Source organism: Burkholderia ambifaria AMMD (assembly GCF_000203915.1).
Taxonomy (GTDB): Bacteria; Pseudomonadota; Gammaproteobacteria; order Burkholderiales; family Burkholderiaceae; genus Burkholderia; species Burkholderia ambifaria.
Genome location: NC_008390.1, coordinates 2,358,290 through 2,376,129 on the forward strand (window position 1 = coordinate 2,358,290; position 17,840 = coordinate 2,376,129).

Annotated in this window: 16 protein-coding genes; 5 read left to right on the plus strand and 11 right to left on the minus strand. The window is 68.3% G+C overall.

Annotated elements, in window-relative coordinates; genetic code table 11:
- Positions 1 to 22: 22 nt before the first annotated feature.
- The 4 genes from BAMB_RS10840 to BAMB_RS10855 form a co-directional block, all read right to left on the minus strand.
- Positions 23 to 2,512: a DNA internalization-related competence protein ComEC/Rec2 gene (locus BAMB_RS10840; protein WP_011657365.1), complete on the minus strand. Its 2,490-nt coding sequence runs from the start codon at positions 2,510 to 2,512 to the stop codon at positions 23 to 25.
- Positions 2,513 to 2,569: 57 nt separating this feature from the next.
- Positions 2,570 to 3,358 (minus strand): TatD family hydrolase, encoded by a 789-nt coding sequence (locus BAMB_RS10845; protein ID WP_011657366.1) that lies wholly within the window; start codon positions 3,356 to 3,358, stop codon positions 2,570 to 2,572.
- Positions 3,359 to 3,422: 64 nt separating this feature from the next.
- Positions 3,423 to 4,181: a lipoprotein-releasing ABC transporter ATP-binding protein LolD gene (gene lolD, locus BAMB_RS10850; protein WP_011657367.1), complete on the minus strand. Its 759-nt coding sequence runs from the start codon at positions 4,179 to 4,181 to the stop codon at positions 3,423 to 3,425.
- The gene (locus BAMB_RS10855) at positions 4,174 to 5,427 is read right to left on the minus strand and encodes a lipoprotein-releasing ABC transporter permease subunit (protein WP_011657368.1); all 1,254 of its coding nucleotides are present in this window, start codon (positions 5,425 to 5,427) and stop codon (positions 4,174 to 4,176) included. The genes lolD and BAMB_RS10855 overlap by 8 nt, the downstream gene beginning before the upstream one ends.
- Before the next feature lie 152 nt (positions 5,428 to 5,579).
- Between BAMB_RS10855 and BAMB_RS10860 the strand changes: the two genes are divergently transcribed.
- The 5 genes from BAMB_RS10860 to BAMB_RS10880 all read left to right on the plus strand — a co-directional run bounded on the left by BAMB_RS10860 (position 5,580) and on the right by BAMB_RS10880 (position 12,321).
- Complete coding sequence (locus BAMB_RS10860) at positions 5,580 to 6,656, plus strand: hypothetical protein (protein ID WP_011657369.1); 1,077 nt, start codon at positions 5,580 to 5,582, stop codon at positions 6,654 to 6,656.
- Positions 6,657 to 6,666: 10 nt separating this feature from the next.
- The gene (gene recJ / locus BAMB_RS10865) at positions 6,667 to 8,364 is read left to right on the plus strand and encodes a single-stranded-DNA-specific exonuclease RecJ (protein WP_011657370.1); all 1,698 of its coding nucleotides are present in this window, start codon (positions 6,667 to 6,669) and stop codon (positions 8,362 to 8,364) included.
- Between the two features lie 151 nt (positions 8,365 to 8,515).
- Positions 8,516 to 9,620 (plus strand): peptide chain release factor 2 gene (gene prfB / locus BAMB_RS33665; protein WP_098143590.1). Its coding sequence is split into 2 segments (ribosomal slippage): positions 8,516 to 8,596 and positions 8,598 to 9,620, totalling 1,104 coding nucleotides; the frame shifts between segments, so codons are not numbered across the junction.
- A gap of 75 nt (positions 9,621 to 9,695) precedes the next feature.
- Complete coding sequence (gene lysS, locus BAMB_RS10875; RefSeq protein WP_011657372.1) at positions 9,696 to 11,222, plus strand: lysine--tRNA ligase; 1,527 nt, start codon at positions 9,696 to 9,698, stop codon at positions 11,220 to 11,222.
- A 343-nt stretch (positions 11,223 to 11,565) separates the two neighbouring features.
- Complete coding sequence (locus BAMB_RS10880) at positions 11,566 to 12,321, plus strand: glycine zipper 2TM domain-containing protein (protein ID WP_011657373.1); 756 nt, start codon at positions 11,566 to 11,568, stop codon at positions 12,319 to 12,321.
- A 132-nt stretch (positions 12,322 to 12,453) separates the two neighbouring features.
- Here BAMB_RS10880 and iscX read toward each other — a convergent pair whose 3' ends face one another.
- The 7 genes from iscX to BAMB_RS10915 form a co-directional block, all read right to left on the minus strand.
- Positions 12,454 to 12,663 (minus strand): Fe-S cluster assembly protein IscX, encoded by a 210-nt coding sequence (gene iscX, locus BAMB_RS10885; protein WP_006754136.1) that lies wholly within the window; start codon positions 12,661 to 12,663, stop codon positions 12,454 to 12,456.
- A 76-nt stretch (positions 12,664 to 12,739) separates the two neighbouring features.
- Positions 12,740 to 13,081, minus strand: coding sequence for an ISC system 2Fe-2S type ferredoxin (gene fdx, locus BAMB_RS10890; RefSeq protein ID WP_011657374.1), 342 nt, complete (start codon positions 13,079 to 13,081; stop codon positions 12,740 to 12,742).
- An 88-nt stretch (positions 13,082 to 13,169) separates the two neighbouring features.
- The gene (gene hscA / locus BAMB_RS10895) at positions 13,170 to 15,038 is read right to left on the minus strand and encodes a Fe-S protein assembly chaperone HscA (RefSeq protein ID WP_011657375.1); all 1,869 of its coding nucleotides are present in this window, start codon (positions 15,036 to 15,038) and stop codon (positions 13,170 to 13,172) included.
- Between the two features lie 54 nt (positions 15,039 to 15,092).
- A complete protein-coding gene (hscB, locus tag BAMB_RS10900; protein ID WP_041491378.1) occupies positions 15,093 to 15,620 on the minus strand; it encodes a Fe-S protein assembly co-chaperone HscB in 528 nt (175 codons plus the stop codon).
- Positions 15,621 to 15,717: 97 nt separating this feature from the next.
- On the minus strand, positions 15,718 to 16,041 hold the full coding sequence (gene iscA / locus BAMB_RS10905; protein WP_006754132.1) for an iron-sulfur cluster assembly protein IscA: 324 nt from the start codon (positions 16,039 to 16,041) through the stop codon (positions 15,718 to 15,720).
- Between the two features lie 62 nt (positions 16,042 to 16,103).
- Complete coding sequence (gene iscU / locus BAMB_RS10910) at positions 16,104 to 16,511, minus strand: Fe-S cluster assembly scaffold IscU (RefSeq protein ID WP_011657378.1); 408 nt, start codon at positions 16,509 to 16,511, stop codon at positions 16,104 to 16,106.
- A 68-nt stretch (positions 16,512 to 16,579) separates the two neighbouring features.
- Positions 16,580 to 17,803 (minus strand): IscS subfamily cysteine desulfurase, encoded by a 1,224-nt coding sequence (locus BAMB_RS10915; protein ID WP_011657379.1) that lies wholly within the window; start codon positions 17,801 to 17,803, stop codon positions 16,580 to 16,582.
- Positions 17,804 to 17,840: the final 37 nt, after the last annotated feature.

Genomic DNA, 17,840 nt, shown 5'->3' on the forward strand with positions numbered 1-17,840 from the left:
ACGCCAATGTCTCCTGTGTCGGTCACCGGTCCATCCAGTACCGTCGCTGCGCATCTCGATAACACTCGAACGCGAACCCGCCGCCCGCCGGCGCGACGTCGAACCGCACGGCCCCGTCGCGATCGGTGCGCGGCAGCGGAATCCCGCGCGCCTCGTAGCGCGCGAGGACCGTCCGGTGCGGATGCCCGAAGCGATTGCGATAGCCTACAGGAAATACCGCGACGCGCGGCTCGACCGAATCGAGGAAAGGCTCGACCGACGACGTGCGGCTGCCGTGATGCGGAACGACGAGGATCTGCGCGGCCAGTGCGTCGCGCGCGTCGGCCACCAATCGCCGTTCGGCGCGCGCCTCGATGTCGCCCGTCAGCAGTGCCGACGTGCCGCCCGCGTCGATGCGCAACACACACGATTGCTCGTTCGACGGGCCGGCGCCCGCCACGCCGGGCGGCCACAGCATCGTGAAGACGACACCGTCCCAGGTCCACCGCTGCCCGGCCGCGCACGGCAGCCGATCGGCCACGCCGGCCGCCTGCGCGTCGCGCCACAGCCGGTGCCGCGGCGCAATGCCGGCGAGCAGTTGGCGCACCTCGGCCGCCGCATAGACGGCCGCCGCGCCGCCCGCGTGATCGGCATCCGCATGGCTGAGCACGAGCGAATCGATGGTCCGGATTCCGCGTGCGCGCAACGCCGGCGCAACGATCCGCGTGCCGGCATGGGTCGACTCCGCCCCCGGCCCCGCGTCGAACAGCAGGGTCCGGCGCGCGGTCTCGACCAGCACCGACGCGCCCTGCCCGACGTCGAGCACGGTCAGCCGGAAGCCGCCCGGCGGCGGCGCATCGGGCGCCGGTGCGACCAGTGGCAGCCATGTGAGCGGCGCCGCCCAGCGCAACGGCCAGCCGCGCGGCATCAACGCCCACCCGACACCCACGCATGCCAGCACCAGCACCGGCCAGTCCGGCATGGGCAGCCAGAACACGCCGGCCGGCCAGTCGGCGAGGTGCCGGAGCAACGCCATCATCGGTTCGAGCGCCGCATGCGCGAGCCGGAATGCATATGCGTCCAACGGCGCGGGCAACCCGATACCGGCGAGCACGATCGGCGTCACGACGGAACTGACCCACGGAATCGCAAACGCATTGCCGAGCGGGCCCGATACCGAGATCTGCGCGAACCACGCGGCCGTGAGCGGCGCGAGGCCGAGCGTCACCGCGTACTGCACGCGCGTCGCCTCCGCGATCCGGCGCCCGGCACGCGTGCACCCTGCGCGCAGCCGGCGCCGGCGGTCGACCGCGGCGGCGCCGTCGGGCGCACTGTCGTCGCCGCCGTCGAATTCACGCACCGCGCGCCAGCCCGCCACCGCCATCAGGATCACGGCGACCGCGCCGAACGACAGCCAGAACCCGGCCGACAGCACCGCCCACGGATCGGCAAGCAGCACGCCGCCGAGCGCCGCGCACAACACCGCGGAAGTCGGCACGCTGCGGCCGGCCAGATAGGCGGCCGCGCCGGCCGCGATCATCCACCACGCGCGCTGCGCCGGCACGTTGAAGCCGGCAAGCGCCGCATAGCCGGCGGCGGCCGTCAGCGCCGCCAGGGAAGCGACGTAGGGCGCCGGCATCACGAGCGCCGCGGCACGTCCGCGCCAGCGCAGACGCCGCCAGACCATCGATACGATCCCGCCCGCGATCGCGCCGACGAGCCCGACGTGCAGCCCCGAAATCGCGACCAGATGGCTCGTGCCCGTATTGCGCAGCACGCGCCAGTCGTCGTCGCCGATACCGGATTGATCACCGACCGCGAGCGCGGTGACGATGCCGCGATGGCGCGCGTCGCCGAGCCCGTCGCCGATACGCGTGCGCAGCGCGTCGCGCAGCCGATCGATCGATGCGCGCCATCCCGCTGCGCGTGCGTCGAGCAATTCCGCGCGCTCGGGCGCGACGACATAGCCGATCGCACGAATGCCCGCGGCGAGCCACGCCGCCTCGCTGTCGCGCACGCCGGGGTTCGCCTCGGCGTGCGGGCGCTTCAGCCGCACGACGAGACGCCAGCGCTGCGCCGCGCGCAAATCGGGAATCGCAGCGCGTGCGGCGGGCGCGCCGTACGTGCGCCATGACAATCTGATCACCGGCGGGAAACGGGCCAGGCCCGCGTCGTTCGATTCGACGGCCAGCAGCAGTCGCGCGCCGGTGTCGTCGATCACCGGCAACCCGCAGATCACACCGGTGACGGCGATGTCGCGCCCTTCCCATTCGACGGGCAGGCTGTCACGCAGCCGCCATTCGGCGCGCGCGGCCGCATAGCCGAATCCGATCGCACAGGCGGCGCTTGCGCACAGCATCCACCGGAGCGCGACGATCTCACGGGTTCGACGGCGCCGCGCACACCATGCGAGCAGCGCGCCGCAACCGGCCAGCACCGCCGCCCCGATTATCCAGCCGCTCGCGCCCGGCAACGCCGCCTGCCGCTGCAGCACGACGACGCCGAGCGCGAACGCGATCCACCCCACCCGCATCGCGCCTCCTCGTCGACCCGGCGCCGCCGATATCGATGCGGCGCCTTCCGGCAACGATTATGCGGACGAAAGTGCGAGGCGCGGCAGCGCGGCGAGCGCGTTAGCCGTTGTGGATAGGCATAAAGAGTGAGCGTCGACGCCGCGCAGTTCGGCGAGCACGGCACCGATGCGCGGCACCTGGTCGGGCGTGTTGCGGGACTTGTACGCCCACTCGGGCGCGATGTCGGGCGCATCTGTCTCGACGACGATCGCGTCGAGCGGCAACTGCGTGGCGAGCCGGCGGATCTGCAACGCGCGTCCGAACGTCACGTTGCCGCCGAAGCCGAGGTGCAGCCCCTGCGCGAGATACGCATCGGCCTGCTGGAAGCTGCCGTTGAACGCATGCGCGATGCCGCGCCGCACGCCGAAGCGGCGCAACCCGGCGAGCACGCGGTCCTGCGACTTGCGTACGTGGCACAAGACGGGCAGATCGAATTCGCGCGCTAGCTTCAATTGCCCCTGATAGAAGAATTGCTGCCGCTCTTCGTCGAGCCCCGGCACGAAGTAGTCGAGGCCGATCTCGCCGATCGCGACGAAGCGCGGATCGTCGAGGCTCGCCTCGATCTCCATGCGCAGCCGGTCGAGATCCGCGTCGTGCGCGTGCGGTGTAAAGATCGGATGGATGCCGAGCGCATAGACCGCGCCCGGCGTGCGCTGCGCGAGTTCGCGCACCGTCGTGAAATTGTCGCGCCCGACGCTCGGAATCACGATGCGCGACACGCCGGCCGCGCGCGCCGCCTCGGCGACCGCGTCGCGGTCGGCGTCGAATTCGCCGGCGTCGAGATGGCAGTGCGTATCGATCCACATGGCGGTTTTCCTGCGCCCTCGCCGCGCCGCCGGGCTCACCCGGCAGCGCAGCGGGAGCGCTCGTTCACACCGGCAGCGCCGGCTCCTCGTGCAGCACGCCGTCGCGCAGGCGCATGATGCGGTCGCAGCGCGCGGCGAGCTCGGGGTCGTGCGTGACGATCACGAAACTCGTTTCGAGCGTCTCGGACAATTCGAGCATCAGGTTGAACACCGTATCGGCCGTCGTGCCGTCGAGGTTGCCAGTCGGCTCGTCGGCGAGCACGCAGGCCGGCTTCGTCACCAGCGCGCGCGCGATCGCGACGCGCTGCCGTTCGCCACCCGACAGTTCGCCCGGCCGATGCTTCGCACGCGGGCCGAGCCCGACCCGCTCGAGCATCGCCTGTGCCTGCTCGCGCGCATCCTCGGTCGTCATCCGGCGAATGCGCAGCGGCATCGCGACGTTGTCGAGCGCGGTGAATTCCGGCAGCAGGTGATGGAACTGATAGACGAACCCGAGCGCGCGGTTGCGCAACTCGTTGCGCTCGCGCTCGGCGAGCTGCGTAAACGGCTTGCCGAGCAGCGACACTTCGCCCGCGCTCGGTTCGTCGAGGCCGCCCAGCACGTGCAGCAGCGTGCTCTTGCCGGAGCCCGACGCGCCGACGACCGCGAGCTTCTCGCCGCGCCGCACCGTCAGCTCGGTGTCGTTGAGCACCTGCACATTGAAGCCGCCCTGCACGAACGCCTTCGTGATCCCGCGCGCCTGAAGCACGTATTCCTGCATACCTGCCGAATCCTGTCTGATGGGTTGTCGTGAATCCGCGAATGCGGTCGCGCGATCATTCATAGCGCAGCGCCTCCGCCGGCTTCACATTCGCGCCGCGCCAGCTCGGATAGAGCGTCGCGACGGCCGACAGCACGAACGCGATCAGGCCGATCTTGATCACGTCGCCCGCGACGAGCTCGGACGGCAGCTCGCTGATGAAGTACACCGACGGCGGCAGGAACTGCACGCCGAACAGATGCTCGATCATCGGGATCAGCCACGGAATGCTCCACGCGATCAGGCACCCGAGCGCGACGCCCGACGCGGTGCCGACGAAGCCGATCGTCACGCCCTGCACGACGAAGATCTTCATGATCGACCCCGGCTGCGCGCCGAGCGTGCGCAGGATCGCGATGTCGGCCTGCTTGTTGGTCACCGTCATCACGAGCGACGACACGAGGTTGAACGCCGCGACCGCGATGATCAGCGTGAGGATGATGAACATCATCCGCTTCTCGATCTGCACGGCCGAGAACCAGGTCTTGTTCTGCTGGGTCCAGTCGCGGATATACAGGCTGCCCGACAGCGTGTGCGACAGCTCGACCGCGACCTGCGGCGCCTTCTGCATGTCGGTGAGCCGCAGCCGCACGCCGGTCGGCGCGGACATCCGGAATAGCGCCTCCGCGTCGCGGATGTTGACCATCGCGAGCGTGCTGTCGTATTCGTAGTGGCCCGATTCGAACACGCCGACGACCGTGAACTGCTTGAGCCGCGGCATCATCCCGGCCGGCGTGATCGTGCCTTCGGGCGCGACCAGCGTGATCTTGTCGCCGACCGTCACGCCGAGGTTGCCGGCGAGCGCATCGCCGAGCACGATGCCGAACTGGCCGGGCACGAGCGCGGTCAGCTGGCCCGCCTTCATGTCCTTGCCGATGTCCGACACCTGCGGTTCGAGCGACGGCTCGATGCCGCGCAGCATCACGCCGCTCACCGCGTCCTGGCGCGTGAGCAGCGCCTGCGCGTCGACGTAAGGCGCCGCGCCCGTCACCGACGGATTGCGGCGCGCCTCTTGCGCGGTCAGTTGCCAGTTGGGCATCGAGCCGGTCGGCGAGAACACCTCGACGTGCGCGAGCACCGACAGCATGCGGTCGCGCACTTCCTTCTGGAAGCCGTTCATCACGGACAGCACGACGATCAGCGCCGCGACGCCGAGCGCGATGCCGAGCATCGACACGAGCGCGATGAAGGAAATGAAGCCGTTGCCGGTCGTGCGTTTGCCGGCGCGCGTGTAGCGCCAGCCGATCTGCCATTCGTACGGAAGTTTCAAGCGAATCCTTTCTGCTGGTTACGGCGGGGATGACGGCCCGCGCCCGGGAGCGCCATCCGGCGGAGGCCGGCCGCCCGGGCGCGGTCGAAAAACGGTCGCCGGACGCAATCGGGCCGTCCGCCGGCCCGATCACGCGCGCAGTTTGCCATACAATGCGCACCATCATGCACGACCGACGCCTCCATTTCCTCGTTCCGTTCGCGCTGCCGTCCGCAGCCGATGCGGCCTCGTCCCTGCACACGCTGGACAGCCCCGCGCTCGAAAAGTTGCTGGCCCGCGCGAGCCTCGTCGAGCGCGTGGCCGGCGAGGACTTCCAGCGCACGCTGCCGCACGAGCGCTGGCTGGCCCGCCAGTTCGGCGCGAGCCGGGGCAACGCCGCCGACGAGGCGCCGCTCGCGCCCTACATGTTGCTGGCGGACGGCGGCGACCCGGGCACGCAGGCCTGGGCGTGCGTCGAGCCGGTGCACGTCCAGATCGCGCACGATCACCTCGTGCTCGTCGACCCGGCCAGCCTCGCGCTCGACGACGGCGACGCGGCCGCGCTGCTGGCGGTCGCGCGCCCGCTGATCGAGGAGCTCGGCGTGCGGCTGGAAGCGCCGCGGCCGACCCGCTGGTACTTGTCCAGCGAACAGCTCGCCCGCCTCGCCGGCGCCGCGCCGCTGCGCGCGAGCGGCCGCAACATCGAAATCTGGCTGCCGCACGAGGCGCACACCGGCGAACGTTCGCGGATGTGGATGAAGCTGCAGAACGAAGTGCAGATGGCGTGGTTCCAGCACCCGGTCAACGAAGCGCGCGAAGCGCGCGGGTTGCCCGCCGTCAATTCGATCTGGTTCCACGCGCAAGGCACGCTGAAGCCGGTCGGCAAGCCGTTCGAGCGCGTACTGTCCGCCTCCCCCGCGGCGCTCGGCCTCGCGCGCGCGGCACAGGCCGAGGCCGGTGCCGCGCCGGCCGCCTTCGGTGCGCTGCCCGCCGCCGCCGGCGCGACACTCGTCGAGCTGCCGGCGCTGTCCGCCCCGTTCATCGAACAGGACTGGGCACGCTGGCACGACGCGCTCGCCACGCTCGAGCGCGACTGGTTCGCGCCGACCCTCGCCGCGCTGCGGAACGGCGAGCTGGCCAGCGTCGATTTCACGCTGTGCGGCGACACCAGCTCCGTGACGCTGCACGCGACGCGCGGCGACCTGCGCAAGTTCTGGCGCCGCCGCGCGCTGGCGTCCCTGTTCGAATGACCCCACTCGTATGACCCGGATCGTTACCCGCCCCGTCGCGCCCGCCGACGCAGAAGCGCTCGCGCGCCACGGCCTGCACCCTGTCCTCGCGCGGCTGTATGCGTCGCGCGGCGTGCAGTCCCCGACCGACATCGAGACCGCGCTCGCGCGCCTCGTGCCGCCCACCGAACTGAAAGGCTGCGCGGACGCCGCGGCGCTGCTCGCCGACGCGATCGCCGACAAGCGGCGCCTGCTGGTCGTCGCCGACTACGATTGCGACGGCGCGACCGCCTGTGCGGTCGCGGTGCGCGGCCTGCGAATGTTCGGCGCGCAGATCGACTACCTGGTGCCGAACCGCTTCGAATACGGCTACGGGCTCACGCCCGAGATCGTCGAACTCGCGGCCGCACGCAAGCCCGACCTGCTGATCACCGTCGACAACGGGATCGCGAGCGTCGCAGGCGTCGAAGCGGCAAATGCACGCGGCATCGACGTGCTCGTGACCGACCACCACCTGCCCGGCGACGCGCTGCCCGCCGCGCGCGCGATCGTCAACCCGAACCAGCCCGGCTGCGCGTTCCCGAGCAAGCACATCGCCGGTGTCGGCGTGATGTTCTACGTGCTGCTCGCGCTGCGCGCCGAGCTGCGCCGCCGCGGCGCGTTCGCGAGCAAGGAAGCCGAGCCGCGCCTCGACGGCCTGCTCGACCTCGTCGCGCTCGGCACCGTCGCCGACGTGGTGCGGCTCGACGGCAACAACCGCGTGCTCGTCGCGCAGGGGCTGCAGCGCATCCGCAACGGCCGCATGCAGCCGGGCATCGCCGCGCTGTTCCGCGCCGCCGGCCGCGAGGCGCGCACCGCCTCAGGCTTCGACCTCGGCTTCGGCCTCGGCCCGCGCCTGAATGCCGCCGGGCGGCTCTCGGACATGTCGCTCGGCATCGAATGCCTGATCACCGACGACATCGGCCGCGCGTGGGACCTCGCGCAGCAACTCGACGTGATGAACCGCGAGCGCCGCGAGATCGAGGCCGGCATGCAGCAACAGGCGCTCGCCGACCTCGCCGACGTCGATCCGGCCGACGCGTGCACGATCACGCTGTTCAATCCCGAATGGCACCAGGGCGTGATCGGGATCGTCGCCGGGCGGCTCAAGGAGAAATTCCACCGCCCGTCGTTCACGTTCGCGCATGCGGACGAAGCCGGCACGCGGGTCAAGGGGTCGGGCCGCTCGATTCCCGGCTTCCACCTGCGCGACGCGCTCGACCTGGTGTCGAAGCGCGAACCCGACCTGATCGTCGCGTTCGGCGGCCACGCGATGGCGGCCGGCCTCACGCTCGGCACCGACGACGTGCCGCGCTTCGCGGCCGCGTTCGAGGCGGTGGCGCGCGAGTGGCTGTCCGACGACGCGCTCGCGCGCGTGATCGAGACCGACGGCGAACTGGAAGACGCGTATTTCACGCCGCAGTTCGTCGGGCTGCTCGACGAAGCCGTCTGGGGCCAGGGCTTTCCGGCCCCGCTTTTCTCCGGCGAGTTCGACGTCGTGTCGCAGTCGCTCGTGAAGGAAAAGCACCTGAAGCTGCAGCTGGCGCGCGGCCGCCAGCGCTTCAACGCGATCTGGTTCAACCACACCGAGCCGCTGCCGGCGAGCGCGCTGATCGCGTATCGCCTCGTCGCCGACACGTGGAACGGCGTGACGCGCGTCCAGCTGATCGTCGAGCACGCGGCCGGCTGAGCACCGGCCACCCGGCCCGCGCGCTCGCGGGCCGCATGCGCGCCGCGCCGAACGGGCCACGGCGCGCATGCAAGCACACTCCGCGTCACCGGGAAACCCCGCCGATCGGCTATAATTCCGCTTTTTTACGAAGCAAGAACAGCGAACGATCATGGAAGCGGAACGTCTCAACGCGATCGAAAGCTCCCTGCTCGACCTGCGCACCCGCGCGGGCGAGCTTCGGGGGTATCTTTGACTACGACGCCAAATCTGCGCGTCTGACCGAAGTCAACAAGGAACTCGAAGACCCGAACGTCTGGAACGATTCGAAGAACGCCCAGGCACTCGGCCGCGAGAAGAAGCTGCTCGAAGGTGTCGTCACGACGCTCACCGCGCTCGATAGCGACCTGCGCGATGCGCTCGACCTGTTCGAGCTCGCACGCGAGGAAGGCGACGAAGACACCCTCGTCGCATCCGAAGACGACGCGAAGAAGCTCGAAGCGCGCGTCGGCGACATCGAATTCCGCCGGATGTTCTCGAACCCGGCCGACCCGAACAACTGCTTCATCGACATCCAGGCCGGCGCCGGCGGCACCGAGGCGTGCGACTGGGCGTCGATGCTGCTGCGCCAATACCTGCGCTACTGCGAGCGCAAGGGCTTCAAGGCCGAAGTGCTCGAAGAGTCGGACGGCGACGTCGCCGGCATCAAGAACGCGACGGTCAAGGTCACGGGCGAATACGCATACGGCTTCCTGCGCACCGAAACGGGCATCCACCGCCTCGTGCGCAAGTCGCCGTTCGACTCGTCCGGCGGCCGCCACACGTCGTTCTCGTCGGTGTTCGTGTATCCGGAAATCGACGACTCGATCGAAGTCGAGGTCAATCCGGCCGACCTGCGCATCGACACGTACCGCGCGTCGGGCGCGGGCGGCCAGCACATCAACAAGACCGACTCGGCCGTGCGGATCACGCACATGCCGACCGGCATCGTCGTGCAGTGCCAGAACGACCGCTCGCAGCACCGCAACCGTGCCGAAGCGATGGCGATGCTGAAGTCGCGCCTGTACGAAGCCGAGATGCGTAAGCGCCAGGCCGAGCAGGACAAGCTCGAATCGAGCAAGACCGATGTGGGCTGGGGCCACCAGATCCGTTCGTACGTGCTCGACCAGAGCCGCGTGAAGGACCTGCGCACGAACGTCGAAATGAGCAACACGCGAGCCGTGCTCGACGGCGATCTCGACGACTTCATCAGCGCGAGCCTCAAACAGGGCGTGTAAGCGCCGCGGCGCGGCCTCTCCGGTCGCGCCGCCCTTCCCGTTGCGTTGCCGCACCCATTCCGAATTCCGACCATCATGACCGAACCGACCCAAACGCAGCCCGCCGTCGCGGCGGACGAAAACCAGATCATCGCCGAGCGCCGCGAGAAGCTGCGCGCCTTGCGCGAGCAAGGCGTCGCCTATCCGAACGATTTCCGGCCGACGCATCACGCCGCCGATCTCCAGGCAACCTTCGCCGACTCGGACAAGGCCGCGCTCGAAGCGAACCCGGTCGAGGTGTCGGTCGCCGGCCGCATGATGCTCAAGCGCGTGATGGGCAAGGCGAGCTTCGCGACGGTGCAGGACGGTTCGGGCCAGATCCAGTTCTTCGTGACGCCGAACGACGTCGGCGCGGAAACCTACGACGCATTCAAGAAGTGGGACCTCGGCGACATCGTCGCCGCCCGCGGCGTGCTGTTCCGCACCAACAAGGGCGAGCTGTCGGTCCAGTGCAAGGAGCTGCGCCTGCTGTCGAAGGCGCTGCGCCCGCTGCCGGACAAGTTCCACGGCCTCGCCGACCAGGAAATGCGCTATCGCCAGCGCTACGTCGACCTGATCGTCACGCCGGAAACGCGCGACACGTTCCGCGCGCGCACCCGCACCATCGCGTCGATCCGCAAGTTCATGGACAACGCCGACTTCATGGAAGTCGAAACGCCGATGCTGCACCCGATCCCGGGCGGCGCCGCGGCCAAGCCGTTCGTCACGCATCACAACGCGCTCGACATGCAGATGTTCCTGCGCATCGCGCCGGAGCTGTACCTGAAGCGCCTGATCGTCGGCGGCTTCGAGCGCGTGTTCGAAATCAACCGCAACTTCCGGAATGAAGGCGTGTCGCCGCGCCACAACCCGGAATTCACGATGATGGAGTTCTACGCCGCGTACACCGATTACCGCTGGCTGATGGACTTCACCGAGCAGCTGATCCGCCAGGCGGCGATCGATGCGCTCGGCACCGCGACGATCCAGTACCAGGGCCGCGAACTCGACCTCGCGAAGCCGTTCCACCGCCTGACGATCACGCAGGCGATCCAGAAGTACGCGCCGCAGTACACCGACGGCCAGCTGTCGGACGACGCGTTCCTGCGTACCGAACTGAAGCGCTTCGGCGTCGACGTGTCGCAGCCGGCCTTCCTGAACGCCGGCATCGGCGCGCTGCAGCTCGCACTGTTCGAGGAAACCGCCGAATCGCAGCTGTGGGAGCCGACCTACATCATCGACTACCCGGTCGAAGTGTCGCCGCTCGCACGCGCGTCGGACACGACGCCGGGCATCACCGAGCGTTTCGAGCTGTTCATGACGGGCCGCGAGATCGCGAACGGCTTCTCGGAGCTGAACGATCCGGAAGACCAGGCCGCGCGCTTCAAGAAGCAGGTCGAGCAGAAGGATGCCGGCGACGAGGAAGCGATGTTCTTCGACGCCGACTACATCCGCGCGCTCGAACACGGGATGCCGCCGACGGGTGGCTGCGGGATCGGCATCGACCGTCTCGTGATGCTGCTGACCGACAGCCCGACGATCCGCGACGTGCTGCTGTTCCCGCACCTGCGCCGCGAAGACTGACGTGCCTGCGTGTGCGCCGCGCCCCGCGGCGCGCACGCGTGCGGTTTGTAACCACGCGTAAATCCCGCCTGCTGGCGTCCGCCGCCTTTCGATCCTCCCCCGTTTTATCCCCTCGCCGCCACGGCCTTCTCCGGGTTTTCCCGGTTACGCGCGCCGGTCCCCCGCTGCAATTCGTTACACCTTGATACGGTGCGCCGCTCGCCGGTAGACGACACTCCTGTTGCGTCACCACGCATGACCAGGGGACCAGAACGCGGCGCCGGAACGCCAAGTCTGCTCGCTCCCGAAGCGTGGGATCCGGCCAGCGCCAATGTGCGGAGCCGGATCGACACCGGAGAAAAACATGGACAACCAGAATCAGACCACGCCGCAAAAACAACGCCTCCACCCGCTGATCGCGACCGCGGCAGGCGCCGTCATCGTCGCCAGCCTCGCCGCCACCGCGGCGATCACGGGCATCTTCCCGAAGGCCAGCAGCAACAACGCGCAGAACGGCCAGACCCAGGCCGCGCTGATCGCGTCGCAGCCGGCCGTCGATACGGCCGCGGCAGCCAGTGCCGCGCTGGCCGCGCAAGCGCAGCAGCAGGCAGCCGAACAGGCCGCGCAGCAGAAGGCTGAGCAAAAGGCGGCGGCCGAGAAGGCCGCGGCGGCACAAGCCGAACCGAAGCCCGCGCCGCGCCCGGCAGCCACGCACCGCCGCCATACGCCGGCACCGCAACCGCCGCAATATGCGCAACAGCAGTCCGCGCCCGCTCAAGCGGCCTATTGCCAGAGCTGCGGCACGATCGTCTCGATCACGCAATCGCGCACGCCGGGCCAGAGCTCGGGGATCGGCGCGGTCGGCGGCGCAGCAGCCGGCGGCCTGCTCGGCAACCAGTTCGGTCACGGCAATGGCCGCACCGCGATGACCATCATCGGCGCGCTCGGCGGCGGTCTTGCCGGCAACCAGGTCGAGAAGCAGGTGCGCGCGGAAACCGACTACCAGGTGCAGGTCCAGATGGAAAGCGGCGCGACGCGTACGTTCACGTACCACAGCCCGCCGCCGTTCGGCCAGGGTCAGCGCGTGCGGATCGAGAACGGCACGCTGGTCGGCGCGTAATGCGTAACGCATGACGAATCGCCGCGCGGCCGTTGTGCCGCGCCGGAAATGAAAAAGGCTCGTGACAGCATCACGAGCCTTTTCTTTTTGCGGGAGCGGCGTCGGGCGAATACCGGGCGCCGGGCGCGAACCTCAGTCTTCGTCGTCGAAGTCGGATTCGTCGATCCAGTGAGCCTGGATCGCTTCGAGGATTTTCTCGCCCGAATGGCTGGGATCGTCGGAGAAGCCATCGAGCTCGATGACCCATTGGCGCAGGTCGACGAAATTGATCCGCTGCGGATCGACGTCCGGATGCTTGTCTGCCAGCGCGATGGCGATTTCGCGCGAATCGGTCCATTTCATGGCCTGCTCTCCCGTGTACGTAGCGAGTTCGCTAGGCGGAACGCACATGATGCGCGCCGCCCGCCCCGCCGAACCGTCAGTGATTTTCCTTCGCGTGGTTGATCGAGTACTTCGGGATCTCGACCACCAGGTCCGAATCTTCCTGCACGATCGCCTGGCACGACAGGCGCGACGTCGGCTCGAGGCCCCACGCCTTGTCGAGCAGGTCGTCTTCGTCCTCTTCGGACGGCTCGAGATCGTTGAAGCCCTCGCGGATCACCACGTGGCAGGTCGTGCATGCGCACGACTTCTCGCATGCATGCTCGATCTCGATCCCGTGGTCGAGCAGGTTGTCGCAAATACTCTTGCCGGGCGTCGCGTCGATTACTGCGCCGTCCGGACACAGTTCGACGTGAGGCAGCACTACCAGTTGAGGCATGTCCGTTCCGTCAGTCAGGGTGCGGCGGCTGGCGCCGCACGGTTCAATAACGCACGGGCCGTCGCCGGCCCGCGCGCAGGTCGTTCGTTCAGATCTCGTCGAGCCGTCGGCCCGACAGTGCGCGCTTGATGCTCTTGTCCATCCGGCGCGCCGCGAATTCGTCGGTGCCGTCGGCCAATGCCTTGGTCGCGGTTTCGATCGCGTCCGCGTCGTCGCCCTGAGCGATCGTGCGCAGCGCCGCGACGAGCGCGTCGACCTGCGTGCGTTCGGCGTCGTCGAGCAATTCGCCGTCGGCTGCAAGTGCCGCCTGCGTCGCCTCGATCATCCGCTGGGCTTCGACCTGAGCTTCGCGCAGCGCGCGTGCGCGCATGTCGATCTCGGCGGTCTTGAAGCTGTCCTCGAGCATCTTCGCGATGTCGTCGTCGGCGAGGCCGTACGACGGCTTCACGACGACCGATGCCTCGACGCCCGAATGCTGCTCACGTGCGAACACCGACAGCAACCCATCCGCATCGACCTGATAGGTCACGCGGATGCGCGCCGCACCGGCCGTCATCGGCGGGATGCCGCGCAGCTCGAAGCGTGCGAGCGACCGGCAGTCGGCGACGAGCTCGCGCTCGCCCTGCACGACGTGGATCGCCATCGCGGTCTGACCGTCCTTGAAGGTCGTGAACTCCTGCGCACGCGCGATCGGAATCGTCGAATTGCGCGGAATGATCTTCTCGACGAGACCACCCATCGTCTCGACCCCGAGCGACAGCGGAATCACGTCGAGCAGCAGCCAGTCGTCGCCGCCGCCGCGATTGCCGGCGAGCAGGTCGGCCTGGATCGCAGCGCCGAGCGCGACGACCTGGTCCGGATCGAGATTGACGAGCGGCGGCTGGCCGAAATACTTCGCGACCGCATCGCGGATCACCGGCATGCGCGTCGCGCCGCCGACCAGCACGACACCCTTGATGTCGGCCGGCGTCACCTGCGCGTCGCGCAATGCCTTGCGGGTGGGCGTCAGCGTACGCTGCACGAGCGGCTCGACGAGCGACGCGAACGTGTCGTGCGAGATCGTCTGCACGAGCCGCGTGCCGTTCGACAGCGTCACATCGAGCGACGCCTGCGGCGCCGACGACAGCGCTTCCTTCAGCACGCGCACGCGATCGAGCAGCAGGCGCACGTCCTCGGGCGCGAGCGCCTTCGCGTCGATGCCGGCCTGTGCGAGCACGTGACCGAACAGCAGGTGATCGAAATCGTCGCCGCCGAGTGCGGAATCGCCGCCCGCGGCCAGCACTTCGAACACGCCCTTCGTCAGCTTCAGGATCGACAGGTCGAACGTGCCGCCGCCGAGGTCGTACACCGCGTAGAGGCCTTCGGCCGCGTTGTCGAGCCCATAGGCGATCGCGGCCGCGGTCGGTTCGTTCAGCAGGCGCAGCACGTTGAGGCCCGCGAGACGCGCGGCGTCCTTCGTCGCCTGACGTTGCGCCTCGTCGAAATACGCGGGCACCGTGATCACCGCGCCGACCAGCTCGTCGCCAAGCGTGTCTTCCGCGCGGTAACGCAGCGTCGCGAGAATCTCGGCCGACACTTCGACCGGGCTCTTCACGCCGTCGATCGTGCGGATCTGCACCATGCCCGGCGCATCGATGAATTCGTAAGGTGCGTTCGCCGCGCCTTCGACCTCGGCCTTGCCGCGACCCATGAAGCGCTTGACCGACACGATCGTGTTGCGCGGATCGGTCGCGGCCTGCTCCTTCGCTTCGTGGCCGATGCGGCGGCCGCCCTTCTCCAGATAACGGACCACCGACGGCAGCAGCGCGCGGCCCGCCTCGTCCGGCAGCACTTCGGGCACGCTGTTGCGCACGGCCGCGACGAGCGAGTTCGTCGTGCCGAGATCGATCCCGACAGCGAGTCGCCGCTGGTGCGGCGCCGGCGCCATGCCCGGTTCGGAAATTTGCAGTAATGCCATCTTGGTTCGTTCGGGCGCTCGGCCCGTTTGCTGCGCGTGCCGCGAGGCACGCGGTTAAGTTTCGAGGCGCTCGATCTGCGCGCCCACTTCCGACGCGACGCGTTCGATGAACATCAGCTGGCGCACGGCCTCGGCGGCGGCCTGGTCGGCCGCGCTGTCGAGCAGCGTGCCGAGGCGCTCCAGGCGCACGCGCTTCTCGTCGCGCAGTTCGGCGAGCAGCGCATCGAGCGCGTCGACGTTGCGGGCGGCCGCGGCATCCTCGATGCCTTCGCGCCACTCCATCTGCTGCATCAGGAACGCGGGCTCCATCGCGGTGTTGTTTTCGGCACCGATGTCGACGCCGCGCAGCGACAGCAGATAGGTCGCACGCTTCAGCGGATCGCGCAGCGTGCGGTAGGCCTCGTTCGCGCGCGTCGCCCATTGCATCGCGATGCGTTTTTGCGCATCGCCGGCCGCCGCGAAGCGGTCCGGGTGCACCTGCGTCTGCACCGTGCGATACGCGCTGTCGAGCGCCGCCTGATCGAGCGCGAATTGCGCCGGCAGGTGAAACAGATCGAAGTGGCTGTCTTTCAGCGAAACCATCGTCGCGTTCAATTCCGGTTCGTCGCGCGGCAAACGCCGCACATTAAAAAGGCGGCCCGTGCCGCCTCTTGCCCGCATCGCGCGGAAAGACCGCGCGTCAGACGCGGAACGATTCCCCGCAGCCGCACTCGTCCTTCACGTTCGGGTTGTTGAACTTGAACCCTTCGTTCAGGCCCTCGCGCGCGAAGTCGAGTTGGGTGCCGTCGATGTACGCGAGGCTCTTCGGGTCGACGATGACCTTCACGCCATGGCTCTCGAATACCTGATCCTCGGGAGCGAGCTCGTCGACATACTCGAGCTTGTACGCGAGCCCCGAGCACCCGGTCGTGCGAACGCCAAGCCGCAGGCCCACACCCTTGCCGCGACGGACGAGGTATTTCTGGACGTGCTGTGCTGCTTTTTCGGTCAGTGTAATTGCCATGATGTCCTTGCCGCGGCACACCTGGGGCGCGCCGCGATCCTTCACAAGCCGCTCGATGCCGCTCAGGCTGCTGCCTGATCGCCTTCCGTGGTGTCGTGGCGCTTCTTGTAGTCGGCCACGGCTGCCTTGATCGCGTCTTCCGCGAGAATCGAGCAGTGAATCTTCACCGGCGGCAGTGCAAGTTCTTCGGCGATCTGCGTGTTCTTGATCGACAGCGCCTCGTCGAGCGTCTTGCCCTTCACCCATTCGGTCACGAGCGAGCTCGACGCGATGGCCGAACCGCAGCCGTACGTCTTGAACTTCGCGTCTTCGATCACGCCGTCCGCGCTGACGCGGATCTGCAGCTTCATCACGTCGCCGCAGGCCGGCGCGCCGACCATGCCCGTACCGACCGCGTCGTCGTCCTTCGCGAACGAACCGACGTTACGCGGGTTTTCGTAGTGATCCAGAACCTTGTTGCTGTATGACATGACTCAGACTCCTTGACTCGTTACGTCTGCGTGCGCAAATTCGCCCGCGAATGTACTCAATGCGATGTTCAGTGCGCAGCCCATTCGATCGTCGACAGATCGATGCCTTCCTGGTGCATTTCCCAGAGCGGCGACAGTTCGCGCAGCTTCGCGATCTTGCTGTTCAGCAGGTTGATCACGAAGTCGACGTCCTGCTCCGTCGTGAAACGGCCGACCGTGAAGCGGATCGAGCTGTGCGCGAGTTCGTCGTTGCGGCCGAGCGCGCGCAGCACGTACGAAGGCTCCAGCGACGCCGACGTGCAGGCCGAACCCGACGACACCGCGACATCCTTGATCGCCATGATCAGCGACTCGCCTTCGACGAAGTTGAAACTGATGTTCAGGTTGTGCGGGACACGATGCTCCATGTCGCCGTTCACGTAGGTTTCCTCGATCTGCGACAGGCCGCGCAGCAGCTTGTCGCGCAGCATGCGCACGCGCTCGTTCTCGGTCGCCATTTCTTCGCGCGCGATGCGGAACGCTTCGCCCATGCCGACGATCTGGTGCGTCGCCAGCGTGCCCGAACGCATCCCGCGCTCGTGACCGCCGCCGTGCATCTGCGCTTCGATGCGCACGCGCGGCTTGCGGCGCACGTACAGCGCGCCGATGCCCTTCGGGCCGTAGGTCTTGTGTGCCGAGAACGACATCAGGTCGACCTTCAGCTTCGCGAGGTCGATCTCGACCTTGCCGGTCGACTGCGCGGCGTCGACGTGGAACACGATGCCCTTCTCGCGGCAGATCTCGCCGATCGTCTCGATATCCTGGATCACGCCGATCTCGTTGTTCACGTGCATCACCGACACGAGGATCGTGTCCGGGCGCAGCGCGGCCTTGAACACGTCGAGGTCGATCAGGCCGTCTTCCTTCACGTCGAGATAGGTGACTTCGAAGCCGTCGCGCTCAAGCTCGCGGCAGGTATCGAGCACGGCCTTGTGCTCGGTCTTCACCGTGATGATGTGCTTGCCCTTGCCCTTGTAGAAGTTCGCGGCACCCTTGATCGCGAGGTTGTCCGACTCCGTGGCGCCGGACGTCCAGATGATCTCGCGCGGATCCGCGTTCACCAGCGCGGCCACCTGCTCGCGCGCTTCCTCGACCGCGCGCTCCGCATCCCAGCCGTATGCGTGGCTGCGCGATGCCGGGTTGCCGAACTGCTCGCGCAGGTACGGCACCATCTTGTCGACCACGCGCGGGTCGACCGGCGTCGTCGCGCTGTAATCCATGTAGATGGGCAGGTGGAGAGTCTCTTGGGTCATCTGTCGCTCCGGGTATTCTGTGCAGGGACTATGTGCG